At 53.1% G+C, this 25,782-nt stretch carries 30 protein-coding genes; 15 read left to right on the forward strand and 15 right to left on the reverse strand.

What is annotated here, in order from left to right:
* Positions 1–253 precede the first annotated feature (253 nt).
* The 9 genes from GZZ87_RS05535 to GZZ87_RS05575 all read right to left on the reverse strand — a co-directional run bounded on the left by GZZ87_RS05535 (position 254) and on the right by GZZ87_RS05575 (position 6,989).
* Positions 254–589, reverse strand: coding sequence for a glutaredoxin (locus GZZ87_RS05535; RefSeq protein WP_162025528.1), 336 nt, complete (start codon positions 587–589; stop codon positions 254–256).
* A gap of 376 nt (positions 590–965) precedes the next feature.
* Positions 966–1,439 carry a hypothetical protein gene (locus tag GZZ87_RS05540; RefSeq protein WP_162025529.1) on the reverse strand — a complete coding sequence of 158 codons (474 nt, stop codon included), beginning with the start codon at positions 1,437–1,439 and terminating at the stop codon, positions 966–968.
* Between the two features lie 72 nt (positions 1,440–1,511).
* The gene (gene amaP / locus GZZ87_RS05545; protein ID WP_162025530.1) at positions 1,512–2,051 is read right to left on the reverse strand and encodes an alkaline shock response membrane anchor protein AmaP; all 540 of its coding nucleotides are present in this window, start codon (positions 2,049–2,051) and stop codon (positions 1,512–1,514) included.
* A gap of 77 nt (positions 2,052–2,128) precedes the next feature.
* A complete protein-coding gene (locus GZZ87_RS05550) occupies positions 2,129–2,575 on the reverse strand; it encodes an Asp23/Gls24 family envelope stress response protein (protein ID WP_162025531.1) in 447 nt (148 codons plus the stop codon).
* A 28-nt stretch (positions 2,576–2,603) separates the two neighbouring features.
* The gene (accC, locus tag GZZ87_RS05555) at positions 2,604–3,968 is read right to left on the reverse strand and encodes an acetyl-CoA carboxylase biotin carboxylase subunit (RefSeq protein WP_162025532.1); all 1,365 of its coding nucleotides are present in this window, start codon (positions 3,966–3,968) and stop codon (positions 2,604–2,606) included.
* Between the two features lie 5 nt (positions 3,969–3,973).
* Positions 3,974–4,432 (reverse strand): acetyl-CoA carboxylase biotin carboxyl carrier protein, encoded by a 459-nt coding sequence (gene accB, locus GZZ87_RS05560; protein WP_162025533.1) that lies wholly within the window; start codon positions 4,430–4,432, stop codon positions 3,974–3,976.
* Between the two features lie 167 nt (positions 4,433–4,599).
* Positions 4,600–5,976, reverse strand: a complete 1,377-nt coding sequence (locus GZZ87_RS05565) for a fatty acid--CoA ligase family protein (protein ID WP_162025534.1) — start codon at positions 5,974–5,976, stop codon at positions 4,600–4,602.
* A 9-nt stretch (positions 5,977–5,985) separates the two neighbouring features.
* Positions 5,986–6,684, reverse strand: coding sequence for an SDR family oxidoreductase (locus tag GZZ87_RS05570; protein ID WP_162025535.1), 699 nt, complete (start codon positions 6,682–6,684; stop codon positions 5,986–5,988).
* Positions 6,681–6,989: a hypothetical protein gene (locus tag GZZ87_RS05575; RefSeq protein ID WP_162025536.1), complete on the reverse strand. Its 309-nt coding sequence runs from the start codon at positions 6,987–6,989 to the stop codon at positions 6,681–6,683. Before GZZ87_RS05575 ends, GZZ87_RS05570 begins: the two co-directional genes overlap by 4 nt.
* Before the next feature lie 173 nt (positions 6,990–7,162).
* Here GZZ87_RS05575 and GZZ87_RS05580 point away from each other — a divergent pair, with 173 nt between their 5' ends.
* From GZZ87_RS05580 to GZZ87_RS05590, 3 genes are read left to right on the forward strand one after another with little or no spacing between them, the layout of a single operon-like run.
* Positions 7,163–8,245 (forward strand): 3-oxoacyl-[acyl-carrier-protein] synthase III C-terminal domain-containing protein, encoded by a 1,083-nt coding sequence (locus GZZ87_RS05580; RefSeq protein WP_162025537.1) that lies wholly within the window; start codon positions 7,163–7,165, stop codon positions 8,243–8,245.
* Between the two features lie 42 nt (positions 8,246–8,287).
* Positions 8,288–8,527, forward strand: a complete 240-nt coding sequence (locus GZZ87_RS05585) for an acyl carrier protein (RefSeq protein ID WP_162025538.1) — start codon at positions 8,288–8,290, stop codon at positions 8,525–8,527.
* 6 nt (positions 8,528–8,533) lie between these two features.
* Entirely contained in the window at positions 8,534–9,166 is a 633-nt protein-coding gene (locus GZZ87_RS05590) for an acetyltransferase (RefSeq protein WP_162025539.1), read from the forward strand.
* On the opposite strand, the gene GZZ87_RS05595 is transcribed toward GZZ87_RS05590, so the two are convergent.
* Positions 9,163–9,861 carry an exosortase-associated EpsI family protein gene (locus tag GZZ87_RS05595; RefSeq protein WP_162025540.1) on the reverse strand — a complete coding sequence of 233 codons (699 nt, stop codon included), beginning with the start codon at positions 9,859–9,861 and terminating at the stop codon, positions 9,163–9,165. The genes GZZ87_RS05590 and GZZ87_RS05595 overlap by 4 nt on opposite strands.
* Before the next feature lie 181 nt (positions 9,862–10,042).
* Between GZZ87_RS05595 and GZZ87_RS05600 the strand changes: the two genes are divergently transcribed.
* Genes GZZ87_RS05600 through GZZ87_RS05610 form a run of 3 tightly spaced genes read left to right on the forward strand, consistent with a single transcriptional unit; the run spans position 10,043 to position 15,318 of the window.
* Positions 10,043–11,995 carry an O-antigen ligase family protein gene (locus GZZ87_RS05600; RefSeq protein ID WP_162025541.1) on the forward strand — a complete coding sequence of 651 codons (1,953 nt, stop codon included), beginning with the start codon at positions 10,043–10,045 and terminating at the stop codon, positions 11,993–11,995.
* A complete protein-coding gene (locus GZZ87_RS05605; protein ID WP_162025542.1) occupies positions 11,992–12,891 on the forward strand; it encodes a hypothetical protein in 900 nt (299 codons plus the stop codon). The genes GZZ87_RS05600 and GZZ87_RS05605 overlap by 4 nt, the downstream gene beginning before the upstream one ends.
* Positions 12,892–12,942: 51 nt before the next feature.
* Positions 12,943–15,318 carry an adenylate/guanylate cyclase domain-containing protein gene (locus GZZ87_RS05610; protein WP_162025543.1) on the forward strand — a complete coding sequence of 792 codons (2,376 nt, stop codon included), beginning with the start codon at positions 12,943–12,945 and terminating at the stop codon, positions 15,316–15,318.
* A 3-nt stretch (positions 15,319–15,321) separates the two neighbouring features.
* Here the strand turns inward: GZZ87_RS05610 and GZZ87_RS05615 are convergent, their stop codons facing one another.
* Positions 15,322–16,065: a hypothetical protein gene (locus GZZ87_RS05615; protein ID WP_162025544.1), complete on the reverse strand. Its 744-nt coding sequence runs from the start codon at positions 16,063–16,065 to the stop codon at positions 15,322–15,324.
* A gap of 9 nt (positions 16,066–16,074) precedes the next feature.
* Complete coding sequence (locus GZZ87_RS05620; RefSeq protein ID WP_162025545.1) at positions 16,075–16,395, reverse strand: rhodanese-like domain-containing protein; 321 nt, start codon at positions 16,393–16,395, stop codon at positions 16,075–16,077.
* A 30-nt stretch (positions 16,396–16,425) separates the two neighbouring features.
* On the opposite strand from GZZ87_RS05620, the gene kdsB reads away from it, so the two are divergent.
* The 7 genes from kdsB to GZZ87_RS05655 all read left to right on the forward strand — a co-directional run bounded on the left by kdsB (position 16,426) and on the right by GZZ87_RS05655 (position 21,108).
* Positions 16,426–17,175 (forward strand): 3-deoxy-manno-octulosonate cytidylyltransferase, encoded by a 750-nt coding sequence (gene kdsB, locus GZZ87_RS05625; protein ID WP_162025546.1) that lies wholly within the window; start codon positions 16,426–16,428, stop codon positions 17,173–17,175.
* Between the two features lie 32 nt (positions 17,176–17,207).
* Positions 17,208–18,434 carry a tryptophan synthase subunit beta gene (gene trpB / locus GZZ87_RS05630; protein ID WP_162025547.1) on the forward strand — a complete coding sequence of 409 codons (1,227 nt, stop codon included), beginning with the start codon at positions 17,208–17,210 and terminating at the stop codon, positions 18,432–18,434.
* A 46-nt stretch (positions 18,435–18,480) separates the two neighbouring features.
* Positions 18,481–19,044, forward strand: a complete 564-nt coding sequence (locus GZZ87_RS05635; protein WP_162025548.1) for an aminodeoxychorismate/anthranilate synthase component II — start codon at positions 18,481–18,483, stop codon at positions 19,042–19,044.
* A 123-nt stretch (positions 19,045–19,167) separates the two neighbouring features.
* Complete coding sequence (gene nrdR, locus GZZ87_RS05640; RefSeq protein WP_162025549.1) at positions 19,168–19,638, forward strand: transcriptional regulator NrdR; 471 nt, start codon at positions 19,168–19,170, stop codon at positions 19,636–19,638.
* Complete coding sequence (locus GZZ87_RS05645; protein ID WP_162025550.1) at positions 19,625–20,101, forward strand: hypothetical protein; 477 nt, start codon at positions 19,625–19,627, stop codon at positions 20,099–20,101. The genes nrdR and GZZ87_RS05645 overlap by 14 nt, the downstream gene beginning before the upstream one ends.
* A gap of 196 nt (positions 20,102–20,297) precedes the next feature.
* A complete protein-coding gene (locus GZZ87_RS05650) occupies positions 20,298–20,636 on the forward strand; it encodes a histidine triad nucleotide-binding protein (RefSeq protein WP_162025551.1) in 339 nt (112 codons plus the stop codon).
* 154 nt (positions 20,637–20,790) lie between these two features.
* Positions 20,791–21,108: a hypothetical protein gene (locus GZZ87_RS05655; protein WP_162025552.1), complete on the forward strand. Its 318-nt coding sequence runs from the start codon at positions 20,791–20,793 to the stop codon at positions 21,106–21,108.
* Between the two features lie 68 nt (positions 21,109–21,176).
* Here GZZ87_RS05655 and GZZ87_RS05660 read toward each other — a convergent pair whose 3' ends face one another.
* The 3 genes from GZZ87_RS05660 to GZZ87_RS05670 all read right to left on the reverse strand — a co-directional run bounded on the left by GZZ87_RS05660 (position 21,177) and on the right by GZZ87_RS05670 (position 24,331).
* On the reverse strand, positions 21,177–22,613 hold the full coding sequence (locus GZZ87_RS05660) for an FAD-dependent oxidoreductase (protein ID WP_162025553.1): 1,437 nt from the start codon (positions 22,611–22,613) through the stop codon (positions 21,177–21,179).
* A gap of 185 nt (positions 22,614–22,798) precedes the next feature.
* Positions 22,799–23,047 (reverse strand): phosphopantetheine-binding protein, encoded by a 249-nt coding sequence (locus GZZ87_RS05665; protein ID WP_162025554.1) that lies wholly within the window; start codon positions 23,045–23,047, stop codon positions 22,799–22,801.
* Positions 23,048–23,092: 45 nt separating this feature from the next.
* Positions 23,093–24,331, reverse strand: a complete 1,239-nt coding sequence (locus GZZ87_RS05670) for a beta-ketoacyl-[acyl-carrier-protein] synthase family protein (RefSeq protein ID WP_162025555.1) — start codon at positions 24,329–24,331, stop codon at positions 23,093–23,095.
* Between the two features lie 205 nt (positions 24,332–24,536).
* Between GZZ87_RS05670 and GZZ87_RS05675 the strand changes: the two genes are divergently transcribed.
* Both GZZ87_RS05675 and GZZ87_RS05680 read left to right on the forward strand, forming a co-directional pair.
* On the forward strand, positions 24,537–25,169 hold the full coding sequence (locus tag GZZ87_RS05675; protein WP_162025556.1) for a sigma-70 family RNA polymerase sigma factor: 633 nt from the start codon (positions 24,537–24,539) through the stop codon (positions 25,167–25,169).
* A gap of 25 nt (positions 25,170–25,194) precedes the next feature.
* Positions 25,195–25,782 carry a hypothetical protein gene (locus GZZ87_RS05680; RefSeq protein ID WP_162025557.1) on the forward strand — a complete coding sequence of 196 codons (588 nt, stop codon included), beginning with the start codon at positions 25,195–25,197 and terminating at the stop codon, positions 25,780–25,782.

Consider the following 25,782-nt stretch of genomic DNA (forward strand, 5'->3'; position numbering starts at 1 on the left):
TTTAAATAATTGTGTCTAAAAGTGTAGTAAGTATGCGGTTGCTCAGTGTCCTGAGCGACAATTTCGCTTTTCTGGCAGAGCCAAAAGGAACGGAGAAAGTAGTAATTGATGAGGGTGTGTCTAGAGAAAATGACATTCCCGACGGCTGGACGCCGCCAAGTTCGATCAATTCACCACTAAATAGGAGCGAAAAACGTGCCAAATCGATGGATTTGACGGGAACGGCTTCTTGCGAGGCCGTTTTCTGGGGAGGCTAGAAGAAGCGGATCGTCTTCGAGCGCATCGCTTCGTGCTCTTCGTCAGTGCAGGCAGCGTTGGTCGGAGCGTCTGCAGCCTTGTCGTTTTCTGTAACGAGTCCTTCTTTCAGCATGTAGGCTTCGACTTCGTCGCCGCTGACATCTGCTAGCATGTGCCCGTCGATTTCGACGCAGGGAGAGAGTGGCTGTCCTGATTTTTCAACCATTTCGGCGTATTGATCCGCATTGTTGATGATGTCACGGTCTTCGTATTCGAGGCCGTGCTTCTTCATGATCGCGCGGACACCCATGCTCCATCCACAGGTCGGTTTTAAGTATGCGATAATCTTCATAGATCTCTAAGTGTTGCTAATTATTCCGCTTGTCAACTCCGAGGATTGCTTGGGAGCTTCATCGTTGGATGAAGAGCATCGAGTGTTATTCGAGCTAGTTTGGGCTAATTGGGTGCCTTTTCGGGTGCTATACTCTCGCGCATCATGTTTTGTGATATCATCGATACGACCCATTCGGGAGGGACGAGCTCCGCCTCGTCTTGCGGCGTGCTGGTGCTTTGGTTCTGTGCTGAGGCTCAGCTGGCGGTAGCGTAGAACGCGGCAAGCGCGGAGGCCGTCCCTCCCTTGGTAACCAGCACATACGTCAGAGCCGCGGCACTTTTCACAAATAATGATGCGTGCCAGTATAGGTCTGCGCTTTTGTGTTTATGAGCGACTAATACCGCAGCGGAGGCTTGGGCTTGGCGCAGATGATCTGCCACTCTCCCTTGGGGTTTTTGCCGACAGTAAAGAGACTGGTGAAGCGGTCTTCGACGGCGTAAAGCACCTTCATACGGTAGCGCGGCTCTAGGCTCGGGCCATAGCTCGTGCCGTTGTAGGTGAATTCGATTGTTTCTTCGGATGCACCGGAGAGTGGCTCAAACTCGATGCGCTCGATCGGGAATCCGAGTTCGAAGTTGAGTGCGCCTTTGAGGCGAGAGGTGATCATTTTGTCGCAGCCTTCCAGGTAGTAGAGGTCGAGCATAGGCTCGATCGTATCGGCTTTATTGGCCGCTTGGAAGCGCGCGGAAAGCTCGTCGAGGCCGGGTTCTAGTTCGGCCTTCGGGGTGCACGCGTTCAGCAATGCCATGGCGCTGAAGCAGGCGAAGGTGGTGAGTGTTTTGATCGTGGTCGAATTCTGTGATTTCATCGGATGAACGTCTATGACAGCAATTTTTGCGTCCGGTTCATCGGCAAGTGTGGTAACTCAATACGCTCGCGGCTAAAGAGATTTCTGTTTGAGCTCTTCTTGCAGGGCTTCGACAGATTCCGGCTCAACGTCTTGTATGACATCTAGCTCAGCAGGCTTATCTTTACTCGTGATCGGGCTGGAGACTTGGATGCGGCCGCTTTTAAAGCCTGTGGCGACGATGTTGATTTTGCCTAGGTTCTCGATGCCGAGGTTTTCGGTGAGACAATGGCGCAGGTGCTCTTGTAAGGTTTGCTCGATCTCTCTGAGGCGGCCGCCGCTCATGAGTTGAATTTGAACGTCAAAGTGAGTGGTCTTACCTTTGACCTTAATTTTGACACTTGGCTTGGTGACGTCGTTGATTTGTTGGCAGGACGTGCGGATCAGTTCCACGATCGCAGTGCGGCTGACCATGACGCGGCCGTTTTCGGTGCGATATGCGACGATCTTTTTTGGCTGACGGCGAAGCAGTAGTATCAGCGCGAATGAGAGCGCGATAAAGGCTCCAGCTGCATACAGATACGTTGGCTCAGCGAAGTGGCTCAGCGCCTCGGTGATCTCAGTCCAATTCATAGTGTGCTTGTGTGCGAAGATGGCGCCTTCAGTGGCAGATGAGAAACGGGACAAGAGTGCCCCGTCTCCTGTCCGGACTAGTCAACGTGCGCTTGGCCGTCCCACTCGTCTTTTGCCTCTTTTTCTTGTTCGGTGGTGCGGACACCATCGATGATGACATTGACGCGGGCGACGGTCTTGCTGGTCATTTTTTCGACCTGCTCAGCGATGCGCTGCTGGATTTCGTTGCCAACAGTTGCGAGCTCAACGCCGAAACGGAGGATTACGCGAATCTCGATTTGGTAGTCGCCTACCTCGTCTTCATCTACACGGACGCCGCGCTCATCTCCTTTTTTGGAGAAGATTTCTGCGATGCCATCGACAAAACCACCGCCAACTGCGGCGACGCCTACGACTTCGAGGGCTGCCAAGCGAACGATGCTCGCAACCACGCTGTGGTTGATACGGATTTCACCGAGAGTGTTCGAGCCTTCGGACACTGTTGGGATTGTGGACTCGTTACTGTTTTCAGATTCGTTGCTCATGATTGGTGCAATATACTGTTGTTATTTATTAGGTGTAAAGATCCTTGGGGACGCGCTCGATGAACTCCTCGATATATTTCGTGGTCGCTTTGCCTTCGCGGAAGATCGGGTCGCGGATGATTGCGCGGGAGAACGGGATGTTCGTTTTAATGCCGCGGATCAAGTATTCGCCAAGTGCACGATCCATGCGGTCGAGTGCTAGCTCACGTGTTTTGCCGAAAGTCATGACCTTTGCGATCATGCTATCGTAGTAGGGCGGAATCGTGTAGCCGCTGTAGCAATGCGAGTCGATGCGCACACCGTGGCCTCCTGGGGCGTAATAGAGCCCGATTTCACCCGGGCAGGGTGCAAAGTTGCGACCCGGATCTTCGGCGCATACGCGACACTCGATGCAGTGCTTGGTGATCTTGATGTCGTCCTGCTTGTAGCTGAGTGGCTTGCCGCTGGCGATGAGGAGCTGTTCTTTGACCAAGTCAACACCTGTGACTTCTTCGGTGACACCGTGCTCCACTTGGATGCGGGTGTTCATTTCGATGAAGAAATAGTCGCCGTTGCCATCGACGAGGAACTCAACGGTGCCGGCACCTTCGTAGTTGACTGACTTTGCCAGTTTGACTGCGTCACGACCCATTTGTTTGCGGATTTTCTCCGAAATGAATGGGGAGGGCGCTTCTTCGATCACCTTTTGGTGGCGACGTTGAATTGAGCAATCACGCTCGCCGAGGTGGATCACGTTGCCGAATTGGTCGCCGAGGAGCTGGATTTCAATATGACGTGGCGCGTCTAGGAAGCGTTCGAGATATACGGCGCCGTTGCCGAATGCCTTTTCGGCTTCGTTACGGGCATTGTTGTATTCTTTAACGAATGCGACTGTGTTGTGCGCGGTGCGCATGCCCTTGCCGCCGCCACCGGCGACAGCCTTAATGATGACCGGGAAACCAATTTTTTTGGCAGTTGCGAGTGCGTCCTTTTCATTGTCAACAGTGCCATCACTACCTGGGATGACTGGCACCTTGGCTTTGATTGCCATGTCGCGTGCCTTAGCCTTGTCGCCGAAATTGATGATCGCTTCGGAGCCAGGTCCGATAAACTTGATGCCACATTCGGCGCATTGCTCGGCGAAATCAGCGTTTTCGGCAAGGAAGCCGTAGCCGGGGTGAATGCCATCCACATCTGCAATCTCGGCAGCCGCGATGATGCGATCACCCTTTAGGTAGCTGAGGTTGCCCGCAGCTGGGCCGATGCAGATTGCTTCGTCAGCGAGTTGCACGTGGAGAGATTGCTCGTCTGCCTCGGAATAGACGGCAAGCGTCTTAATCCCAAGTTCGTTACAAGCGCGGACGATGCGAAGTGCGATTTCGCCTCGATTTGCGATGAGAACTTTTTTAAGCATCCGGATTAAGCCGTTTTAACTTTGAAAAGCGGCTGGCCGTATTCGACGGCTTCACCGTTCTCGATGAGAACTTCTGTGATGGTGCCGCTGATTTCGGCTTGGATTTCGTTCATCACCTTCATGGCTTCGATGATGCAGACGGTCGAGTCTGCGTTCACTTTTGTGCCAATCTTAGCGAATGCAGGGCTCTCAGGGGAGGCTGCTGCGTAGAAAGTTCCGACCATCGGAGATTTGACGATGGAGATGCCGACTTCTTCGACCGGTGCGGCTGGTGCTGCGGCAGCTGCTACTGGCGCTGCGGCAGCTACTGGCGCGGCTGCGAGTGGTGCTGCGGCTTGAATGATCTGAGTTTCGCCATTCTTGCGGCTGAGGCGTAGCTTGAAGCCTTCCTCCTCGATTTCGAATTCGGAAATTTCCGAACGTTTCATCATTTCAACGACCTGTTTGATAGCTTTTAAGTCCAAGGTGATTCCTTTCTGAGGGCTTTAATTTAATAGAGAGTGTGAATCAAATCTCTGTGCTCTATGGAGTGCATAAGATTGAATTACCGATCATGTAAGTGGAGCTTTCGCTTGGGTGCAATGACTTTGTTACGTATTTGATCAGGGGGGGGTAGATGCAAAAACGTAGTTTAGTCGTTTGGTTTGGCCTGTGCGATTCGGCTTTTTTTGAAGCGGTCACTGAATGTTGTCTGATCTGTAAATTGAATGCGTGCGGGCACTTTGTAGGGGCTGAGTGCTTTGCGGCAATGTTGCTTGATCTTGCGCTTGAGTGCCTTGCGGTCGGTGTCTTGAGCGGGGACGACTTCAGCTGCAACGTTTTGGCCCGTGATTGCATTTAGTTGGCCATAGACGAGGCAATCGGCGACTTCTGGGAGTTCGAGCAAGATGCTTTCGACTTCCGAGGGAGTGACTTTTTCGCCGCCGACATTAATTATATCTTCCCGTCGGCCTGTAATCGTGAGGAATCCGTCGTCGGCTTCTTCGACGAGGTCACCAGTTTTAAACCAGCCGTCGGCAGTGAAGCGCGACATCTCGTGGTTGAGGTAGCCTAGGATTTGGCTTTTGGAGCGCAGCCAGAGTTCGCCTTCGACGATTTTGTGTTCGGAGTTAGGGTCGTCGATTTTAATTTGTGTGCTGCTGGAAGAGCGACTGACCGTTTGTGAGATCCCAGTTTCGCTGGTGCCGAATGTTTGGATGAAGGCGACGTCGGGTAGCGCTTCTTTGAGTCTCAGTAGTAGGCTTTCTGGCATTGGTTCGGTGCCATACGTTATGAAGCGGAGGCTAGAGAGGTCGTAGTTCCGGTGGGCGCCGCTGAGTAGGAATAGGTTGAGGAAGGTCGGAGATGCTGGCAGTAGATTGACGCCGTGGCGCTGAATGGCTTCGGCGACGATATTGGCGTCACGTGAGCGTGGCGTGACAATGAGCGCGCCGCTTGCGAGGCCGTTGAAGAGTGTGTTGAGGCCTCCGATGTGATCGAAGAGCAGGAAGATCAGGATGCTGAGTCTGCGTTTACGTTTTTTAGCAAACTGATTGAGTAGGTGATCGGTGTTGTGGATCATGGCCTTGGGGTGGCCAGTGCTGCCGCTGCTAAATAATATAAGGCCTGCCGCTCCGCTTTGAGTGACTTCTACGATGAGTGCGTGTGGTGCTTGTTCTTGTGGATCGACGAGTCGGGACAGTGTGTGCGTGTGGTCTTCGTGGATCGTGAGACTCCAGTTTGCGTTGGCGACTTCTCTGCGCATCTCGATTTCAGTTTGAGACACGGTGGCGACGGGGGCGGCAATCGCACGTAACTGAAAAAGTGCAAACAGTGCGGCGATGCCTTGTAGCGAGTAGTCGGTTTCGAGGGTGACGACATCGCCGGCTTGTAGGCCTTGTTGCGCTAGAGCGCTGCGGTAAGCCTCGATTTGCTGGGAAAGCTCGGAGTAGGTGTGAGTTTCGGAGTCTTGTGCGAGGAAGGGGCGCTCACCGAATTCTTTGAAACGTTCGAATAGCCAATCGCTCATATTTAGTAGTTAGGAGATCCCTCCGAGGTAAAGTGTTTGCCCTGAAATGAAAGCGCTTTCGTCACGCAGGAAGAAGTCTACACAATTAATAACATCATCGATCGTGCCGAGTCGCTGGATCGCTTGGCGCGCGATGAGTGCGTCGATGGCATCTTTGGGGACGGTGCGGATGAGGTCTGTGTCGATCGGAGTCGGGCCGATTGCATTGACGGTGATGCCGTATGAGCCGAGCTCTTTGGCTGCAGTGCGTGTGAGTGATTCGATGGCGGCTTTACTGGCTGCGTAGATAGCTTCGCCTTCTAAGTTGAGCGGTGCGGCGACTGTGCTGAAGTTAATGATGCGGCCATGTTTCTTACGGCTCATTTGCTTAGCGCATTCGCGCATGCAGATAAATCCGCCCAAGACATTCGTTTCGAAGATCGCGCGGCAGGTTTTGGCAGGAGTGAGCAGTAGGTGGTTCATGGACGCGATGCCTGCGTTATTGATCAATGCGTCCATCGGTCCGAGTGTGCGCTTGATGCTGCGCACCATTTTTACCACTGCGTCTTCGTCTGCGATGTCGAGGTTGTAGTGGTGATAGTTGGGCGAGTCGATGTCGCTGTTGCGGCGACTGCAGCCAGCAACGATCCAGCCTTGCTGTAATAAGTGTTCGGCTAGGGCGCGGCCGATTCCTTTGCGCGTTCCTGTGATGAGGGCGATTTTGCTCATGCTTGATGCTCTGCGATTAGTTCCATCGTATAGTCGATGCAGCTGGAGACTCTGCGGAAAGGGGAGTGTGTGCGGCTCATTGCGCTTTGATTGGCGAGCGTGATGTCGATCTCGAAGTCGTCCGAGATACGTTCTTCGACATCGGCAATGAAGTTGACTAGATTCATACTGTCTAGGGAACTGCGAGCCCCGAACAGGCGTGTGGTTTCATCCGCTGTGGTGAGTTCCTCTTTTTCGAGATCCTCCCCGAGTTCGTGTAGTGTTTCGAGGACGATGGTTGCGATGTCGTTTCGAGTCGGTTGCATGGGGAGTCGTGATTTGGGTGTTTCTAGTGGAGGGGGCTATCTGTTGAATGAAACTGTTAAGCATGGTTCGGGCAAGACGTAATGCTTTGCTCACTTTGTGCGTTGAGGTGGCTATATTTGGGCGGAGGGAAATTGGACTTCCCCTTTCTTTCGGGAGTCCACATGGTTCTACTATGGCGAAAAGTTGCTTTAGTGGTGTGCGCATTGGAGGTGTGGTGACATGTGTTCCGACATCAGAGAAGTGTATCGATGATGAGATTGATCTGTTTGGAGGTAACGAGAAGCAAATCGCTCGTCTGAGAAAGACGATTGGCTTGGATCGTCGCCGAGTGGTGGACCCTGGCACGACCGCGGTCGATTTATGTGAGGCGGCAGCGCGACGATTGCTCGAAGCCAGTGAGGTGGGGGTCGATCAAGTGGATGCGCTGATTTTTGTCACACAAACACCGGATCACTTGCAGCCTTGTAATGCAGCAGTGCTGCATGGCCGTTTGGATTTGGCTAAGAGCTGTGCTGCGCTGGATGTGAATTTGGGCTGCTCGGGCTATGTGTATGGCCTATGGTTGGCGCATATGATGGTCAGTGCGGGCGGTTGCGAGCGTGTGCTGTTGCTAGCCGGTGATACGCTGAGTCGGGTTGTGAACCCGAAAGATCGCACCGTTGCGCCGCTGTTTGGTGATGGGGGCAGTGCGACCTTGATTCAAGGTGATGATACGGCCGCGCAGGCGTGGTTTAGCCTCGGCACAGATGGAAAAGGGTTTGATAAATTGATCGTGCCCGCAGGGGGGCAGCGTATGCCGAGTTCGGTAGAGACGCAGGTCGAAGTGGCGGATGAAGACGGGAATGTGCGCTCTGCTGAAAACCTCGTTATGGATGGCGCCGAGGTTTTTAATTTTTCGATTACTGTGGAGCCGAAGGCTGTGCGCGAGTTAGTGGACTATGCAGAGGTGGATTTGGAAGCAGTGGATTATTTCGTCTTTCATCAGGCGAATCGTTATATTTTAGGTAATATCGCGAAACGCTTGAAGGTGAATAAAGCTAAGGTGCCGATGCAGACAGTCGAGCGTTACGGGAACCAGAGCTCGGCGTCGATTCCGTCCGCCATGTGCGGCGAATTGTCGGAGGTGTTATGCGGCGCGGAAGCGAAGCGTGTGTTGCTTTCAGGCTTTGGAGTCGGGCTTTCGTGGGGCAGTGCTTTGGTCGATTTATCGGCATTGCCCGTGTGTGAGATCATTGAGTTGAATTCATCGCAATAGAACCTTGTGCCGAATGTGAATTTTTCGAATTGTTTGTGGGATATGAATTTAGATCAATTAATCGGAATTTTTTCGGAGTGCTTAGAGGAGTTGCCTGAGAATGCACTCGCTGCGGAGACCAAGTTTAAGGATTTGAAAGCATGGGACTCCTTGGCAGTGCTGACTGTGACTGATGAAATCGACATGGAATATGGAGTGTTGCTGCGGAAGACCGATTTTCAGAATCTAGCAACGCTTGAGGATTTATGTAAGTTCGTGAATGCGAAGCGTGGAGCAGCTTAAGCATTAATGAAGAATTTATACATTGTCGGTGCGGGAGGCTTTGGTCGGGAGGTCTATGCTTGGTTGCTTGATTCACCCGAGTGCAATGTAGAATGGAGGGTTCAGGGCTTTCTGGATGATAACTTGGGCGCTCTGGATGGATTCGACTATGAGCTTGGAGTCGTCGCGAGCATTTCGGACTTTCAGCCGAGCTCGGATGATTTGTTCGTTTGTGCGATCGGGGCGCGTGCGCATAAGCGTCGTGTGTGCGAGTCGCTGAAGGCGCGTGGTGCGAGCTTCTTTACGCTCGTGCATCCAACTGCGATTGTTGGTCCGAATGTGTCGATCGGCGAAGGGGTGGTGATCTGCCCGCGCGTAACTGTGACTTGCGATGTCGAAATCGGCGAGATGGTAATGCTTAACCTACATTGCACGGTTGGGCATGATGTGCGTGTCGGAGCCTGGAGCACTGTGAGTGCGCAGTGTGACCTGACCGGGTTTGTGCAGCTAGGAGAGGATGTCTTCTTAGGATCTGGCGTGCGTGTGATCCCAGGGAAGCGTATCGAAGACGGTGCTGTTGTTGGCGCCGGTTCTGTCGTGATCCGCAATGTGCGCGCAGGGCAAAAGGTCTTTGGGAACCCAGCCCGAGAGTTTGCTTAACCCTGAGGCGACTCCACTTTCTCTTGCATTCCCAATTGTAGGAGTGCGTCTAGGATTTGATCGAACCCGTCTTGCTGTTTGAGCTCTTCGAGGCTTTTGTTGCTCGAGAGTCTGACGAAGAATTGCTCTTGGCGTAAGTTTAGGCCGTGATTTTTAATGTCTAAAAGCGCGCCGAATATATTCGGCACTTCTTTTTGAGTATAGCCATGTGCTTTGCCGCCCACTAGGTGCCAGAAGTAGACTTGCTGGGCTTGTCCTGATTTTGAATAGATCCCAAATTCGGCGGGCTCGAGTGCTTGGCCATCATGTTGGAAGGGGATGCTGTATTCACGCTCATCGCGAGTCCATCCGTTAACCACCCAGCAGGTGTCGGGTGTGTGAGCGCCAGCCCAGCGGTAGGAGGCTTTGCCGGGTGTCCAGTAGGCGATGTAGAGGCCGACGAAGGTGTCGCCTTTCTCGAAGACGCGGAAAATAGCGTCGTCGAAGTTGAGGAAGTCGGTGATGCGGGCGCTGGACTCGGGGGACTCGGCCATGTCCATGTCTTTGATCTTCCAGCCGGGGAGTGCGCTGGGGACAATATCGGCGAGTGCTTTGTGCAGCGTCGGCTCTGGTGGTGGGACGAAGGCGAAGTAGGCACGTAGCCCGAGAGCGATGAGGAGGGTGGCGATGCCAAGAGTGAGGATGATTTTTTTCATTTGGGGCTTGAGAGTGGCGTCATAGAAACGGCTTCTGCTATAGACTCAAGAAAACAGATTGATTGATGGGTTCCCCGTTATGTCATTTAAGCGTTTGCATTTTATTGTTTATAGAGTGGTAGGGACTGTGTAATGCCTACTTCCTAATTACGAATTCCCCTAAAGTTATTTCTATTATTCTATGCCTTCACTGATCGATAAAACCGGTAATGTGCCCTACTTTGGCCGTCTCTCTTGGGGGAACTTCGTCGATTGGCTGGTTACTTTTTGTCTCGGGGGAATTATTGCCGCATCAACGATGCTGCTTGGAGGGGTGCGGCCAGATACGCATGTGCTGATTCTCCCGCTGTTTGTGTGTTTGATTGTGATGCATGGGCTTTGGCTGGCGGTGGATAAAGAGAAGCCGAAGCGGCTAAGCCATATTCCATTGTTTTTTGTCCCGTTTGTGGCGTGGGTGGTGCTGAGTGTTTTTTCCAAGAGCTCAATGGCGTGGCGTGGTTGGTATGAGCTGATTTATGTGCTCGAGGCTCTTATCTTTCTGTGGGTATTGGTGAATAATGTGCGCACGCGCGCGCACTTGTGGGTATTGATTACGATTGCGCTGTCGCCAGCGGCCTACGCCATTTTTATCGGATTTTATCAATTTTTTCAGAATCCAGGGAAACTCGCGACAGCGTTGACGGAGTATGGATTGCAGCTCAGTCCTGAGTTCTTAGGACAGGCGACCGGTTCGTTTGCGGATCCAAATAGTTTTGCCGCGTTTCTTTTGATTCTATTGCCGTCATTGCTGATTGCAGGCTTAGTGCCACGTTTACCGAAGGTCTTGCGCATTTTATGTATCTACATTGCAGTGATGTTTGTTGTGGGGATTTTGCTGACGCAGTTGCTGTGGCCCTTGGCATTGCTGTTCGTTATTTTAGTGGTGTTGCCGTGGGTGTGCTTCTTGAAAACGTCGCGCAGGGTGTGGGGGAGTGTGCTTGGAGCCTCTGTGATCGTGATGGCGGTGTTGCCACAGATGGCTCTGTCCCCGAAGTTTCAGGAGCGTGTTGGGCTGGCGATGACTGAGGAAGGTGAGGCGGTTCGTTTGGTATTATGGCAGGAGGCGCTGGATGTTACTTTGGGAGCGCCTTTGTTTGGCTCGGGTGCGGGAAGTTTTTCTGCTGAGTTTGAGCAGAGTGATACGGTTTCGTTGCACAAGTTACCCGCGACGCCGCACAACGATTATTTATTAATTTTGTCGGAGTATGGGGCTGTCGGAGGGGTGCTCTTTTTGCTGCCGATTGTATGTGTGGTCTGGTGGGCGTTTCGACAGTGGAGAACTGAGCCTGCGCGTGTGAAGTTGAAAGATGTAAAGGGCACGATCATGCCACCGACGAAGTTTTTCCTGTCGGTTGGATTAGCTGGAGTGTTGTCGTTTGCGCTCTGTTTGTTGTGCACTTTTGTTTTTTATACGCCTGCTCTCACGTTGTATGGTGTGCTGTTTTTCGCGATACTTATAAAATCCAGTCTACAGCGGCGTTTGAGCCTCCCTTCTGGTGGCTGGATGCGTTTTGCGTATTTCTGTTTGAGTATCGCGGTGGCATATGGGTTTTATTCGGTGAGTGCGTTCCGTGTCGAGTCGCAGGCACTGGAGTTGCATGCTCGTCAACGCTTGGATCAGATCGTTGAGCAGCGTGTGCATGTGTCTGGGAATCTAGAGTTGTTGGATGAGGTGGTCGAACTGTATGAGGCGGCGGTGTTGCTAGACCCTGACAATGCAGATGCATGGATTGGTCTGAGTGCGGCACATTGCCAGTTCTTTTATGGCAATCCTGCGAGTTATGAGTATCTCGGTGCGTTGGCTTCGGATTATGCTCAGCGGGCGATTGATCTCAGCGAGACGTATTGGATGGCTTGGGCGCAGTTGGGCATCGCTCAGGGCTTGGGCGGGGATGATGCTGAGGCGGAATTGGCATTGGCACGTGCCCTAGAGTTGGCTCCGAATAATAGTAATGCGCATTATTATTGGGCTGCTTATACGAGTCACTTTAAGGAGAGGCGCGATGAAGCAATCGTATCCGTGGAGCGCGCGCTAGAAATTAATCCAGATAATGCTGCGGCTCGCCGCTTACAGCAAAAACTTCTCATTCTATGAGTGTCACTTCCCGCAAAGTCTTTTTTGTCATTTTAACATGCCTATGCGTGACGTGTGCCATCGGCCAAGCCGAGCAATGGATGCGTGGTTCGGCGGTGGTGACGTCCGTGCGAGGTGAGCCGCGACTGGAAGAGGTCGGGGGGGAGATGCTACAACTGTCTTCGGAAGATTCACAGCCTCGTCATGTGCTTGGCTTATTTCAGGTTCGCACCGCGGTGGGGGAATCGGTCTTTCTTCAGACATCGAATCGGATCTCAATTTATAATCAAGGTTCGGGCTATTTTGCGATTGAGCGCTTTGAACAAGATATCGCGACGTCTGAGGATGCAGGCAAAAGCCGAATGATTTTGAATTTGAGGCAAGGTTTGGTGGCGGTCGACAACCGTGCGCTAAGTGATAATTCTCAAATGATTGTAGAGACGCCAGTGGGGCGTATTTCGGTGAAGAATGGCTGGTGGTTAATGGAAATCGTCTATGATGAGCGCAGTCATATCTATGATTTTTCTATTGAGTGTGCGGATGGTGTGCTTCGGTTTACTAATCTGAAGGGTGATACGTATACTTTACGTAATGGGCAGCGCTTAAGGGGAGCGGGGGCTTCGGGGCGCCCGTCCATCGAGGTGGCAGAAGTCTCAGAAGAAGCGAGCGAGCTATTTGAGGATTTTGCAGCGATGGAGGCTGCTGTGACTGAGTTGGATATATCGGCAGGGGCATTTCGCGCGAACATGAAGCCAATGCAACGTGCGGATAGCGGCGCCGATGCCCTGGCTGAAGTCGCTGAGGCGCGGGGAACGAAGCGACCGCTGTTGATTGAGTATGCGCCACAGTCTGCGCCAGTGACTCCGTCCCGCGCGGTTATTCAGTCACCATCGAGCTACGAGGCTGACTTGTTCTGAGGCTTGGCATTTGCCGCGAACTGATGCAGCTTGGTGTTTCTTGTGAATGGATTGAAGCAACTTATTTCTTATTTCGGGCTGATCGGGGTCTCGATTGCGGTGTGGATTTTTCTTTGGTCGGAAGGGGTGTTGGACGGCTTTGAGCAAGAGACGATGCGTTGGCGCTATTTGGCGCGCGGCGAGCAGCAATCGACAGCACCGATTGTATTTGTTGACCTTGATGCGGACACTGTGTCGTCGATTGGGGATCGACCATGGGATCGCCAGAACTTCGGTCTATTGCTCAATGCCTTACTGGGGCCAGGGAAGGCAAAGGTGGTTGGCGTTGATATTATTTTGTCGAAGTTTGGCAAGGGGTCGCTACTGGATGTCGATCGCGCGCGAAAAGGGGACCAATCCTTTGGTGAAGTGATCGAGCACTATGGCGATCGAATCGTTCTCGCCTCGGCGTATAATGGAACTTACTCGAATGTCGCCGACGAGCTGTCTAATCTCTTGTTTATACGTGATGGCTTTGATGATCCGACTGTGATTCCCTTTCCTGAGGCGCCGACATTTCCAATTATTACAGAGGAGTATGGTCGGATCGGCTTGGCGAATGTTGATGAGATGCTGAGTGGTGGAGCAGTTCCTTATCTAGTGCCAGCATTCATCGAAATTGAGGGAGCCCGCTTTAGCTTGCACTTAATGGATGGTGCTATGATGCAAAAGATGGATTTCATGAATGAACCGCAGGTCGTGGCCGAAGGAGACCAGTTTAAGTTAGTGGATAAGGATGGTTGGGAAACGTATGCATTGCCGAAATACTCAAAGCAGAGAATCCTTACGTTTGGTTTGGAAGTTTTCTTGGCGGCGCATGGGCTCGGCCCTGATGCGGTGACTCGAGAGGAGGATGCGCTGATCATATCAGACGGTTCTCAGGAATTTCGGAGAATCCCACTAGTGTTGTCGCAGTCACTGGAAGTGAACTGGTTCGAAGGTTGGCAGGAGAATGCTTTGGCTGAGCATTATAGTATGAAAGAAGTGCTTGGCCGAGCGAGAGCGCTCAGCGTAGCTCGTGAACAGAATGATGCTTCTATGACACAGGAAATGGAGCATTGGTTTAAACGTTTTCAGGGAAAAGTCATCTTTGTCGGTCCTGTTGATCCCCAGTTGAAGGACATCGCGCCCACTCCCTTTGATCGGTCTCCTGTGCCGAAAGTCGGTTTGCATGCGAATCTATATCGCACGATTCAGGATGAGGCTTACATTCAGCGTTTAAGCAGTGCTGGGGTAGTCGTGTTGACCATCGCTTTGACCCTACTAGTGGCTTGTATGACTCTCTGGAGTGGTCGGGGGTATAGCTTGACTCGAGTTGGCTCCTTGCTGGTGCTTACGCTTTACATCGTAGTCGTGTTTTATTCGTTCGCTATGCTGAACTGGGTGTTGCCATTGATTGCACCTGTGTCTGCGGCCTTCACCACCGCGCTCTTTGTAGTTCTGTTAAAGTTGGGCTCGGAAGAATGGCAACGTCGCCGTATGACGACGCTTTTCGGTGCCTATGTGTCACCGGAACTGGTGGATGAGATGGTAGAGTCCGGGCGCGACCCGGAGCTCGGTGGCACTGAGGCGGAGGTCTCGGCTTTATTCTCAGATGTGGAAGGGTTCTCGGCGTTTTCGGAGCAGTTGCCGCCCAATGAGCTGGTGCCTTTGATGAACGAGTATTTGAGCGCGATGACCGATGCGCTTCAGGCCGAGGGGGGCACGCTGGATAAGTATATCGGTGATGCCATCGTGATGATGTTTGGCATGCCGCTGCCAATCAAAGACCATGCCGCTCGTGCTTGTGCGGCTGCGTTGCGTATGCAGGAGCAGCATGAGAAATTGCGCCAAGAGTGGGCACAGTCAGGTCAGTGGCCAGATGTGGTGTCGCAGATGCGCACTCGTATCGGTATTAATACAGGAGTCGCAGTGATTGGCAATATGGGCAGTCGTGTGCGCTTTAATTACACTATGATGGGCGATTCGGTTAACCTGGCGGCACGTTGTGAAAGCGGAGCGAAGAGCTATGGCGTGTATACGATGGTCTCTGGATCCACGTTGCGCTCTGCGCTTCAAACCTTGCCTGAACTGTTTTACCGCAAACTAGATCGTATCGTGGTGAAAGGGCGAACTGAGGCTGTTGAAATCTTCGAATTGTGGGATCGAACTGTGGATCGCGCGTCGGCAGTGCGTTGTCGCAACCTTTATGAAGCGGGCTTGCAATTATATTTCAACGGCGAGTGGGCGGCCGCGTTGGAGCGGTTCAATGCGGCTGAGGCAGATGAGCCATCAAAGGCATTTGCTCCGACGACGCCTTCTACGGTGTTAGCGCAGCGTTGCCGTGAATTCTTGGAGAGTGGTGGCCCTGAAGATTGGGATGGTGCCTACCGTATGCAGACGAAATAGGCCCTACCAGGCTTCTTTACGCATCATGTTTTCTGGCTTGGAGATTTCATGCACGAGTGTGTCGCCGACGTAAATCTTTACCCAAATCCCTCGAATCTCGTCTTTACTGGTTTCTTTGCCACCGTTTTTAAAGTAGTAGCCGCTCTCAAGCTTGGTATCCATCATTGGGATGGGCTTGGTCTCTACGCTTACTTCTGAGCGCTTTGGTAAATACTTTAAGGTTGTGTTGCTCTTGAGGCGTCTGATTTGGCCTTCACTGCGCTTCTGTGCGGAGATGGCATCTTCGAATTTCAGAATGAGGTATTCGATTGTGAGATCAGATAGGTCTTCGTAGGCCGTGTTCTCGATTACGATGGAATTGTTGGACTTGTATGTTTCGCTTTTTATGCCCCCGCTACTTGCCTTGTGTTTGTCGGTCTTCTTTTCAGTGAAGCGCACTTCAAGGATGTCGCTTTGTAATAAGGCCTCTTTCGCCCATTCTTCTATGTAAGATTGATCCTTTTTACTGAAAATCGAGCGCTTTACCTTTGTGCTGAGCCCATCACGGCGTTCGATGTAGACGTCATCCCCGCTGATACGAGTGATTTTTGCTTCCATCTCTCGGCCTTGAGTATCTTTAAACGTATGAAAATCAGCAGCCTGTAGGGCTGAGCTACTCATGAATAGGGCGAGGATTAGGATGGCTAAGCGATGCGTGTGCATGCTTAAGGGCTGTTCGCTCTCGCTTCGGTTGTCAAACCGTTTCATGGAGAGGGTTTAGTAGCGAGGCACGGACGCGTCGACTTCGCAGCTCCAGGCATCGATACCGCCGCCCATGTTGATGATGTTCTCAAAGCCGCGTGATTCCAGATATTGGAGCACATGCATACTGCGCATCCCGTGGTGGCAAAAGACCACCAACGGGCAATGATGGGGGAGCGCTTCCGCTCGTTCTGGGATCTCGTTCATCGGGATGTGCAACGCACCCTCAATACTGCAGATTGCGAGCTCGTCGTCTTCGCGCACGTCGAGAAATGCGACGTCTTCGTTGTTATCACGTAAAATAGAGGCTTCTGTTGCACTGATTTCCTTGTTCATTGGCGAACTTTCATGATGATTGTCGGCTAAATGTCAAAGACGCCTTCTATCATCGTGCCAGCTCGACTGGCTTCCACTCGTTTCCCACGCAAGCTGTTGCATGAGGTGCAGGGCAAGCCGATCATTGTGTGGACCGCTGAGCGTATCCGCACGGTGGCGCCTGAATTCCCTCTGTATTTTGCAGTCGATGATGATGCGCTGGAGAGCTGCCTGAACTCGGCTGGCTTTGATGTGGTGCGCACGCGCCCCGATCACCCGAGCGGCACCGATCGTCTGGCCGAAGCGAACGCATCGGTGGGCGCAGCAGCAGTGATTAACGTGCAGGGCGATGAGCCGCTCGTCACGGGCGAGCAGATCCGTGCCTTAGCAGCAGGGCTGCAGAGCGGCGCGGCAATGTCGACCTTGGCGATCCCATTTGACCGTCCTGAAGACTTCGCCAACCCCAACCAGGTCAAGGTCGTGCGTGATCGGGCAGGCATGGCACTGTATTTCTCGCGTTCGTCGGTTCCTTTTGCGCGCGACACCGGCGGCGACGTCGGTGCGGCGTGGCTTGCAAAGCACCCGTGCTACCGTCATCTCGGGCTTTACGCCTACGATGCCGACTTTTTGAGCGCATTTTCTACGCTGGAGCCTGGCTTTCTTGAGAACATTGAGAAGCTCGAGCAACTCCGCGCCATGGAGCATGGCTATCGTATTCACGTCGGCATTACCGACCAACCCACCATCGGCATCGACGCCCCCGAGGACATTGCTGCCTTCGAAGCGCGTCTGCCTGCTTGACAAAGCGCCCCGCGCACAACCGTATTCTAATCATGGAGACCGCAAACCCATCCCTCGAAGTCGATCCCGTCAGCCTGCCTGACGCGCGTGGCCACTTCGGCACCTATGGCGGCATGTATGTGCCCGAGACTTTGATGACGCCGCTATTCGAGCTCACCGAAGCCTACGAGGCCGCACGTAAAGACCCCGAGTTCCAGAAAGAACTCGATTTTCAACTACGTGAATTCGCCGGCCGCCCGACCAATTTATACTTCGCCGAACGCCTCACAGAGCACTGTGGCGGGGCAAAGATCTACCTGAAGCGCGAAGATCTGCTCCACACCGGAGCGCACAAGATCAACAACGCCCTCGGCCAAGCGCTGCTCGCTAAGCGTATGGGCAAGAAGCGCATCATCGCCGAAACAGGCGCAGGCCAGCATGGTATCGCGACCGCGGCCATGTGTGCCAAGATGGGCTTCGAGTGTGTGATTTACATGGGCGAAGAGGACATGCGCCGCCAGTCGCTCAACGTCTATCGCATGCGCCTCTGTGGTGCCGAAGTGCGCGCCGTCACTGCAGGCCAACGCACGCTCAAGGAAGCGGTCAACGAAGCGATGCGCGACTGGGTGACGAACATTCGCACGACTCACTACATTATCGGTTCTGCGCTTGGTTCACACCCGTTCCCTATGATGGTGCGCGACTTTCATCGTGTGATCGGCGAAGAGTGCCGTCGCCAGATTATAGAGAAAGAAGGCCGCTTGCCGGACGAAGTCGCCGCCTGTGTCGGTGGTGGTTCCAATGCGATCGGTATCTTTTTCGCCTTCCTTCAGGATTTAGATGTCAAACTTACTGGTGTTGAAGCCGGTGGTCTCGAAATCACACGCGGACACCACGCAGCGCGTTTCGAAGGTGGCAGACTCGGTGTATTACAAGGATCCAAAACCTGGATTTTACAGGACGAGGATGGTCAGATCGACCTCACGCACTCCGTTTCCGCTGGTCTCGACTATGCCGCTGTTGGCCCTGAGCACGCTTATTACAAGGAAAAGGAGCGTATTGACTTCGGTTATGCGACCGACGCCGAAGCGCTCGACGCATTCAAAGCACTTTGTTCGATCGAAGGCATCGTGCCCGCGCTCGAATCGTCGCACGGGCTAGCTTACACCATGAAGCGCGCACGCGAAATGTCTCCGGATCAACTCATCATTGGCAACCTTAGCGGTCGCGGTGATAAAGACGTGCAGGAAGTCGCGCGCGTCCTAGGCGACCAAGCCTAGTCATCATTCATCACTTTCACTACCACCTTTTACTCGTCACTCAGCTATGCTGTTAGTCATCGATAATTTCGACTCTTTCACCTACAACCTCGTCCAATATTTTGGGGAGCTTGGGGTGGAGCAACAGGTCTACCGCAACAATGCGATCACCGTGGAGGAGGCTTTGGAGCTCAACCCGGATCGCGTCATGATCTCGCCAGGGCCGTGTTCGCCGAACGAGGCGGGCGTCAGCCTTGCCATGATCGAAGCCTTTGCAGGCAAGAAGCCGCTACTGGGCGTGTGCCTCGGGCATCAAAGCATCGGCCAGCATTTCGGTGGTAAAGTCGTGCGGGCAGATCGCCTGATGCATGGCAAAACCTCGCCCGTTACGCATCGTAATACTGATATTTTCGAAGGGATGCCCAACCCGATGGAAGCCACCCGCTATCATTCACTCCTCGTTGAGCGAGCAACCCTGCCGGATTGCCTCGAAGTGACTGCTGAGACCGCCGAAGGCGAGATCATGGGCTTGGCGCATAAAGACCTGCCAGTCTGGGGCGTGCAGTTCCACCCCGAGTCGCTCGCGACGCAAGAGGGCATGCGAATGCTCGAAAACTTCCTGAAGTTATAGGGGTGCGTTGTCAGTTGCTTGTTGTTGGTTGCTTGTTACCAGTCTCCAGTTAGCGGTTTTTCAGGTGTCAGTCTCTACAACCTCAGTTTTCCTAATTCTTAATTCCTAATTCCTAATTCCCCTATGCGTTGCCCTAAATGTGCCTCCCTTGAGACCAAAGTGCTCGATACCCGAACCGGTAAAAACGAGACTTCGATTCGCCGTCGCCGTGAGTGCCTTGACTGTGGCTATCGCTTCACCACGATTGAGGAAGTGCTGCGCGCTGACCTACAAGTGGTCAAACGCGACGGCCGTCGTGAAGATTTTGACCGTGCTAAATTGCTCGGCGGCTTAAAGAAGGCCGTGGAGAAACGCCCGATCGATGTGATGCAGATCGAAATGCTCGTGGCCGACGTGCTCGCTTCGCTCGAAAAGGAATACGATCACGAAATTCCATCCCAAGCGGTGGGTGAGCATGTGATGCAGCGCCTCAAACACCTCGATCAGATTGCATATGTGCGTTACGCTTCGGTTTATAAAGATTTCCGTGACTTAACTGAATTGGCGCAGGAAATTCTCGATCTGAAGAAATCGACCGAACATGGTAAAAAGTGACCCAGTTGAGCAGCTGCGGACTTTAAATGAATTGCTAGCACGCACGGGTGCTTCGGCTCCAGACCGTGCAGAACACGCTCGCCGCGCACTTGATTTCTTTAGTCAAGAGCAAGACCGGGGCTTTATGGAGGTGTCGCTGCGCGACTGTGCGGACCGACTGGCACACTTGCATTTCGGAGGGGAAGGGGAGAGCGAGTTGGCCTTTGCGCATTGGCATGTGCCAACCGTTGAAAATTTTAGCCCGTTGTGGATTCGACAGGCGATTGTGGTGGAGATGAAGAAGCTCGCCGGTCGTCGTGCGGCCTTGCTGTTGGTTACTGGGCTACGCGAAGCGGTGTGCCCCAAAGGCGCCTATTGGACGAAGTCTCGCCAAGCGCAATACGATCGTGTCCGCGGATGGATCGACGACCTGGCCTGTGCTTGGGCGACTCGCGGCTCGCAGCTGCAAGTGGTGGTGCTGTAGCCGAGTTCCTTTCTTGGCCTATGCCTGTCGAATGCAGGTGCTCGGCCGATTGTCGGTTGATGGCGCTGTCGGGTGACGAACTACATTCGGCAGGCTCATGTCAGGCAAGCAAGTCACCTACTTTCAGATTCGGCAACCGCATGCCTGATGGAATATCTGCTGGCGTCAAAAACGCATTGTGCTTTTATCGGGAGCCATGAGCACATTGTTCGAAAAAATCATCGCCCGCGAAATTCCTGCTAATATCGAATACGAAGACGATCAATGCATTGTCATTCATGATATTGATCCGCAGGCGCCGACCCACTTTTTGGTAATCCCGAAGCAGCTGATCCCACGCGTGGCAGAGGCCACCGCTGAGAATCAGGCAGTGCTGGGGCACTTGCTGCTGACAGCGGCTGCCGTCGCCAAAAAGCTGAACCTCGAAGGCGGCTTTCGGGTAGTGATTAACAATGGAGCCGATGGTGGCGAGACCGTGCCCCATATGCATGTGCACGTGCTTGGCGGACGTTCACTTGCGTGGCCTCCGGGCTGATTTGAGCATACTAACTTATTTATGGGATTTAGTAGTAAACAGTAAATCAGGTGCACACTCGACAATTGCGCTTGTAAAGCGCAAAGAAACTGTCAAATCGAGAATTGGTAGGCGATATTATGTCTACTTTAACCCCCCACAAAAGGATATATCAATGAAGGTAAAAGCATTAATCCTGAGCGCGATCTTCGCTGCTTGCGTCATTCCTACTGCTGTTCAAGCGGTCAATAATGAGGAAGGCGGAGGCAAAAAGAAAGCACCCAACCCAACTAAAGTATTTGAGAAGCTGGATGCTGATAAAAGCGAAGGCCTCTCAAAAGATGAAGTCGCTAAAAATAAGGGACTGACTAAGCAATTCGACAAGCTCGACACTGATAAGAGTGGTGAGCTTTCTCTCGAAGAGTTTAAGGCCGCTAAAGGAAAGAAGTCTAAGAAAGACAAGAAGGCTAAAGAAGAAACCGGCGACGAATAATCTCCGATCGTTTTATTTCACAAAGCCCGGGCATGAAAATGCCCGGGCTTTTTCATGTCCCAAACTGCTTAGTCTCCCTGCAGCACGTGCAGGTTCGCCATCGAGATGCCGCTGAGCATCGCGCCGATGATGCCCAAGAAGCCTTGGTCGGTGCCTGCTAGGTAGAGGTTGTCCAAATGGGTGCGGCCGTCCTTGATCTTGTTGGGCGCGCCATAGATCGCGCCTTGTAGGTGCCCGGTAAACTTGCGCACGGTGCGTGGCGTGAACATGTCACTGGCGATGCGGGCATCGTCGAGGCTGAGTCCGTTCTTCGGCGCGGGCAGAATGCCGAGCGCAACTTTCTGAAGCTCGGCATACCAGTGCGCTTTCTGCGCGAGGTAGTCCGCGGGGCTTAGGGCGCACCATTGGTCGTGGTTGGCCATCGCAGTGATGCGTAGAAAGCCTTCGTCGAGCTGGCGGCCGTCGCCGTATTGATAGTTGTTTGGGAAGCAGATCACGCCGCTGGTGGGATCGACGAGCTCGTCGTGCACGCCTGCGTAGTGGAAGCGTTCGCGGGTATTGAAAAAGATGATGGTGTCGTCCCAGCCGAACTCGGCGGGCTGCTTGTTGAGCGCGGTAATTGTCTCAGTGAAGCTGAGTTGGCCGATGTTTTCACTCGCGGCGTCGGCGGGTTGATCCGCGCACATGCGGGTGGTTTCGACGACGCCAGCGGTGGAAATGATCTTATCGGCAGTGAGGACTGCGCCGTTATCGAGTTCGATGGCGGAGGCCTTGTTGCCGTTGGTGTGGATCTGCTTGATGCCACACTTCATTTTGCGGATGCCGCCGAGTGAGCGGTATTTATCCTGGAGCAGCTTAATAATCACGCGCACGCCGTCGAAGGGGCGGGCGAAGCCTTCGAAGAACAGCGAGCGAAACATGATGCTGAACTGGCCGTAGTCCATGTCGTGCTCTTCGGCGCTGCCGTAATACATGACGGGGCAGAAGATCATATCTTCAAGGAGCGGATCGGAAATGTGGCGTTGCACCGCGGCACGAGCGGAGGTCGGAATGGCTCCGAGGTTGAACGCGTCGAGGGTGCGCACTTCTTCGGCCAGGGCACGAAAGCCGTCAATTTGCTTGGGAAAGGCGCGGGCGACTTCGGTTTCAAACAGTGCGAAGTCGTTGCTAAATTCGAGCTCAGCGCCTGGGAAGGCGATACGGGAACCGTTTTGTTGGCAGAGATCGAGCGCGTCGTAGGGGATGCGTAGCTGGCGTAGCAGTTTGGTGAGTGGCGTGCCTTTGGTGCCCTTCGGCACGAAGTTGGTCATCGCATGCAGGCCGACGTCGTATTTACGCCCCTCGATGCTGTAGAACGAGTTGAGCCCGCCGCTGGCGTTGTGGCGCTCCAGAATGATGACATGCTTGCCTGCGAGTGCGAGCCGGATGCCTGCGGCCATCCCTGCCATGCCTGCGCCGATGATGACGGTTTCAAAGTGTTGGTTGTCGAGGTCTGAGGGTTTCATGGGAGGCATGTGATACAGGCATTCTTGCCTGTTGCGTAGGGTGAGTGCTGACTCTGATGGGACAGACAGGAATGTCTGTTTCACTTTGCGGACAGACAGGAATGTCTATCTCACTTCCAGATACGACGAAACACAGGCAGGATGCCTGTGCTACGTGGTGGGTCGAGGCTGAACGCCTCGAAAAGCTATGCGTTGAACTTGGGAGTCAAGTAAGCCGCGCAGGTATCGAGCGATGCGAGTTGCGGGTAGTCCGCCTCTGGCACTTCGATGTTATGCTGCTTGCGGAGTTCCATGACGATGTCGAGGAAGTCCATGGAATCGAGGTCAAGCTGCTCGCGGAGTTTGATCTCTGGCTTGATGTTGGAAGTGTCCTCATCGGGCGCGATTTCTGCGATGATATCGATGACGATTTGTTTTACTTGATCTTCTGTCATTTTAAAAATGGGTGATGTATGGTGTAGTTTGACTGATGCGGGTGCTTAATCTTCGTATTTTTTAACGATGAGAGCGGAGTTGATTCCGAGCATGCCGAAGGAGTTGTTGAGGATAACTTTCACTTCGTCAACCTTGAGTGGCTCATTTATGACCAGATTTGGCACGGCGCACTCGGGGTCGAGATCATCGACGTTGATGGTTGGGTGAATGATGTTGTCCTTAAAAGAGGGGAGATTGCCTGCCAGCTCCAGCGCTCCGGCGGCACCCATGCAGTGGCCGATGTAGCTCTTGGTGTTGTTGACGTAGGTCGTTGGGCTGTCGCCAAAGACTTCGCGGATCGCTTTGCACTCCTGAATGTCGCCCATCGGGGTCGAGGTGGCGTGCGTATTGACCAGATCGACATCTTCAGGTTGCATGCCTGCGACCTTGAGGGCGGCGCGCATGCACTCAGATTGGCGCACCGGATCGGGTAAAACGTAGTCGCCAGCGTCGGAATTGATACGGTAGCCGACGATTTCAGCAACGATATCAGCGCCGCGGGCAAGTGCGTCGTCGAGGCGCTCTAATACGTAGATGGCGCCACCTTCGGAGACGACGATACCGTTACGGGTCTTATCAAAGGGGCGGCTGGTCTTGTTGACATCCGTCTCATGAGAGCCGAGGGCGCCTTGGCTCTTGAAGCCGGCGAAGATGCCGAACGATTGAATACTTTCACTGACGCCACCTGCGAGGGCGACATCGACTTCGCCGAGGCGGAGCATCTGTAGCGCTTGGATGAGTCCCGCATTTCCCGCTGCGCAGGCTGCACCGATGGTGTAGTGCGGTCCGGTGATCCCCATGTTGATGGTGATCTCGCCCGCCGGGTTATTGGCGACGGTGCGTGGATTGTGGTGGTGTGTCCAAAAACGTGTGTCGTAGTCGAACTTCGAGATGTTATACACCTCGTTCTCGGTCTCGACATTGCCGTGCTCGGTGGTGCCGACATAGACGCCGATACGGCTCTTATCGAAATTCTCAAAGTCCAGCCCGCTATCATTAATCGCCTCGTGGGCAGAATAGACGGCGATGCTACCAGCACGAGTGCCGACGCGCAGTTCTTTGCGGGTCTGATACTTCTTTGGATCGAAGTCGCACACACCGGCAGGAACTTTGCCCATGTAGCGCATATCGATGATTTGAACGCCAGCGACCCCAGCGAGGAGATTCTTACGATATTCCTCGAGAGTGTTGCCGTTGGGCGAGGTCAGGCCGACGCCTGTGATGACTATACGCGACTTGTGCATGAGTAAGCGGTAACTGTTACCATAATTCGTGGTGCAACTGTCAATAGTGTAAAATCCTTCGAGGACGGCAAACCTCGATTATGTTTTACTATCTATGGCTGTGGGGCGCGGTTTAGTCATGGATGAAGGGTGTTTTAATGTAATTGGTCTATCAACGTTGCTTCCTTGCAATCTTCAGAAGAATTGCTTTAGCTCAAGTATCTTAATGGCAACCACAGGCTCAGTCTCCAAGACCTTCGCTCCGGCGCAGGACGCTCCGCTCTCGGAGCGCGACCTCGATTGGGCAGTCGTGCAGCGTGTGCAAGCTGGCAATGTCGGTGCCTTTGACCAGTTGGTGCAGAAGTATCGCGAGCACATCTTCTCCGTCGTTTATAACATGACGAGTAACCGCGAAGATGCTTCGGATCTGACACAGGAGACCTTCATTAAAGCGTTTCAGGCGATTGGCCGCTTCAGAGGCAAGTCGTCCTTTTTTACTTGGATCTATCGAATTGCGATTAATACGACGATGACGTTTCTGAAGAAGCGCAGTCGCCGTCGCTATATTAGCTACGAAAATATTAACGAAGAGGTCTCTACGACTGAGATTTTTGAGAATTTGACTGCGAAGACTCGCACCGAAAAAGGAGCTTTAGTTCAAGAATTACAGGAAAAATTGAACGATTCGCTGCAAAAGCTGTCTCCTAAGCATCGAACTGTTGTTGTTTTACATGAAATTGAAGGCCTCGGCCATGCTGAGATTGCTGAGATCACCAAGACTTCGGTGGGCACGGTGCGCTCTCGCTTGCACTATGCAAAACAACAACTCCAATCATATTTAAAGGACTATCTGGCATAAGCCGACTGCGATTCATTATTCATCTATGTCTAAACTACCTGAAGAGCGCCCTGCTGACATCAATTTAGAAGATCTGCTTCGTTTGAAGCGATCGGAACGTCCGTCGGATGCATTCTGGAATGATTTCGACCGAGATTTGCACCAACGCATGCTCCAGACCTTGGTTAAGAAAGACCCTTGGTATTTTCAGCTGACACGTGCGTTCTCGGGGCGTATTGGTCAGAGTATCGCAGTGGCTGCTGCGGCCGCAGTGGTGGCGATGGTTGTGGTGCGTCCTGCGTTTCAACCTGTGGCAGGGCCTGAGAGTTTTGCAGTTGCGCCAATGCCGCTCATCGAAATGGCTCAAGCACCTGCAGTTGAAGCAGTCAGTGCTCCGGTTGAAGTGGCTGTTGCATCGCTGTCATTGGCTGAAATTGCTGATTTGAACAGTGCTGCAGATTATCATGCCGACCGCATCTCCGTTAATGAATCTGCCAACGATGTGAACTTCGTTCGTGATTTTGGCATGGAGAGCATGCAAGTCGCGTCGTATGAAGCCTCCGCTTATTCTGGTGATACTGCGCACGCGCGTGTCTCGTTTGCTTCGACTGGTGTGGCTAGTTTAGTCTACTAG

This window comes from Lentimonas sp. CC4 (assembly GCF_902728235.1).
GTDB lineage: Bacteria > Verrucomicrobiota > Verrucomicrobiia > Opitutales > Coraliomargaritaceae > Lentimonas.

Coding starts and splice junctions, on each gene's coding strand:
- amaP (WP_162025530.1), bottom strand. CDS start 2,051: ATGAATTGGACTGAGATCACCGAGGCGCTGAGCCACTTCGCTGAGCCA.
- GZZ87_RS05595 (WP_162025540.1), bottom strand. CDS start 9,861: ATGAAAAAAATCATCCTCACTCTTGGCATCGCCACCCTCCTCATCGCT.
- GZZ87_RS05665 (WP_162025554.1), bottom strand. CDS start 23,047: ATGACAGAAGATCAAGTAAAACAAATCGTCATCGATATCATCGCAGAA.
- trpB (WP_162025547.1), top strand. CDS start 17,208: ATGGAGACCGCAAACCCATCCCTCGAAGTCGATCCCGTCAGCCTGCCT.
- GZZ87_RS05675 (WP_162025556.1), top strand. CDS start 24,537: ATGGCAACCACAGGCTCAGTCTCCAAGACCTTCGCTCCGGCGCAGGAC.
- kdsB (WP_162025546.1), top strand. CDS start 16,426: ATGTCAAAGACGCCTTCTATCATCGTGCCAGCTCGACTGGCTTCCACT.
- GZZ87_RS05565 (WP_162025534.1), bottom strand. CDS start 5,976: ATGAGCGATTGGCTATTCGAACGTTTCAAAGAATTCGGTGAGCGCCCC.
- GZZ87_RS05650 (WP_162025551.1), top strand. CDS start 20,298: ATGAGCACATTGTTCGAAAAAATCATCGCCCGCGAAATTCCTGCTAAT.
- GZZ87_RS05620 (WP_162025545.1), bottom strand. CDS start 16,395: ATGAACAAGGAAATCAGTGCAACAGAAGCCTCTATTTTACGTGATAAC.
- GZZ87_RS05635 (WP_162025548.1), top strand. CDS start 18,481: ATGCTGTTAGTCATCGATAATTTCGACTCTTTCACCTACAACCTCGTC.
- GZZ87_RS05540 (WP_162025529.1), bottom strand. CDS start 1,439: ATGAAATCACAGAATTCGACCACGATCAAAACACTCACCACCTTCGCC.
- GZZ87_RS05655 (WP_162025552.1), top strand. CDS start 20,791: ATGAAGGTAAAAGCATTAATCCTGAGCGCGATCTTCGCTGCTTGCGTC.
- GZZ87_RS05550 (WP_162025531.1), bottom strand. CDS start 2,575: ATGAGCAACGAATCTGAAAACAGTAACGAGTCCACAATCCCAACAGTG.
- GZZ87_RS05590 (WP_162025539.1), top strand. CDS start 8,534: ATGAAGAATTTATACATTGTCGGTGCGGGAGGCTTTGGTCGGGAGGTC.
- GZZ87_RS05670 (WP_162025555.1), bottom strand. CDS start 24,331: ATGCACAAGTCGCGTATAGTCATCACAGGCGTCGGCCTGACCTCGCCC.
- GZZ87_RS05580 (WP_162025537.1), top strand. CDS start 7,163: ATGGCGAAAAGTTGCTTTAGTGGTGTGCGCATTGGAGGTGTGGTGACA.
- GZZ87_RS05605 (WP_162025542.1), top strand. CDS start 11,992: ATGAGTGTCACTTCCCGCAAAGTCTTTTTTGTCATTTTAACATGCCTA.
- GZZ87_RS05645 (WP_162025550.1), top strand. CDS start 19,625: ATGGTAAAAAGTGACCCAGTTGAGCAGCTGCGGACTTTAAATGAATTG.
- GZZ87_RS05585 (WP_162025538.1), top strand. CDS start 8,288: ATGAATTTAGATCAATTAATCGGAATTTTTTCGGAGTGCTTAGAGGAG.
- nrdR (WP_162025549.1), top strand. CDS start 19,168: ATGCGTTGCCCTAAATGTGCCTCCCTTGAGACCAAAGTGCTCGATACC.
- GZZ87_RS05615 (WP_162025544.1), bottom strand. CDS start 16,065: ATGAAACGGTTTGACAACCGAAGCGAGAGCGAACAGCCCTTAAGCATG.
- GZZ87_RS05535 (WP_162025528.1), bottom strand. CDS start 589: ATGAAGATTATCGCATACTTAAAACCGACCTGTGGATGGAGCATGGGT.
- GZZ87_RS05575 (WP_162025536.1), bottom strand. CDS start 6,989: ATGCAACCGACTCGAAACGACATCGCAACCATCGTCCTCGAAACACTA.
- GZZ87_RS05680 (WP_162025557.1), top strand. CDS start 25,195: ATGTCTAAACTACCTGAAGAGCGCCCTGCTGACATCAATTTAGAAGAT.
- GZZ87_RS05570 (WP_162025535.1), bottom strand. CDS start 6,684: ATGAGCAAAATCGCCCTCATCACAGGAACGCGCAAAGGAATCGGCCGC.
- GZZ87_RS05600 (WP_162025541.1), top strand. CDS start 10,043: ATGCCTTCACTGATCGATAAAACCGGTAATGTGCCCTACTTTGGCCGT.
- accC (WP_162025532.1), bottom strand. CDS start 3,968: ATGCTTAAAAAAGTTCTCATCGCAAATCGAGGCGAAATCGCACTTCGC.
- GZZ87_RS05660 (WP_162025553.1), bottom strand. CDS start 22,613: ATGAAACCCTCAGACCTCGACAACCAACACTTTGAAACCGTCATCATC.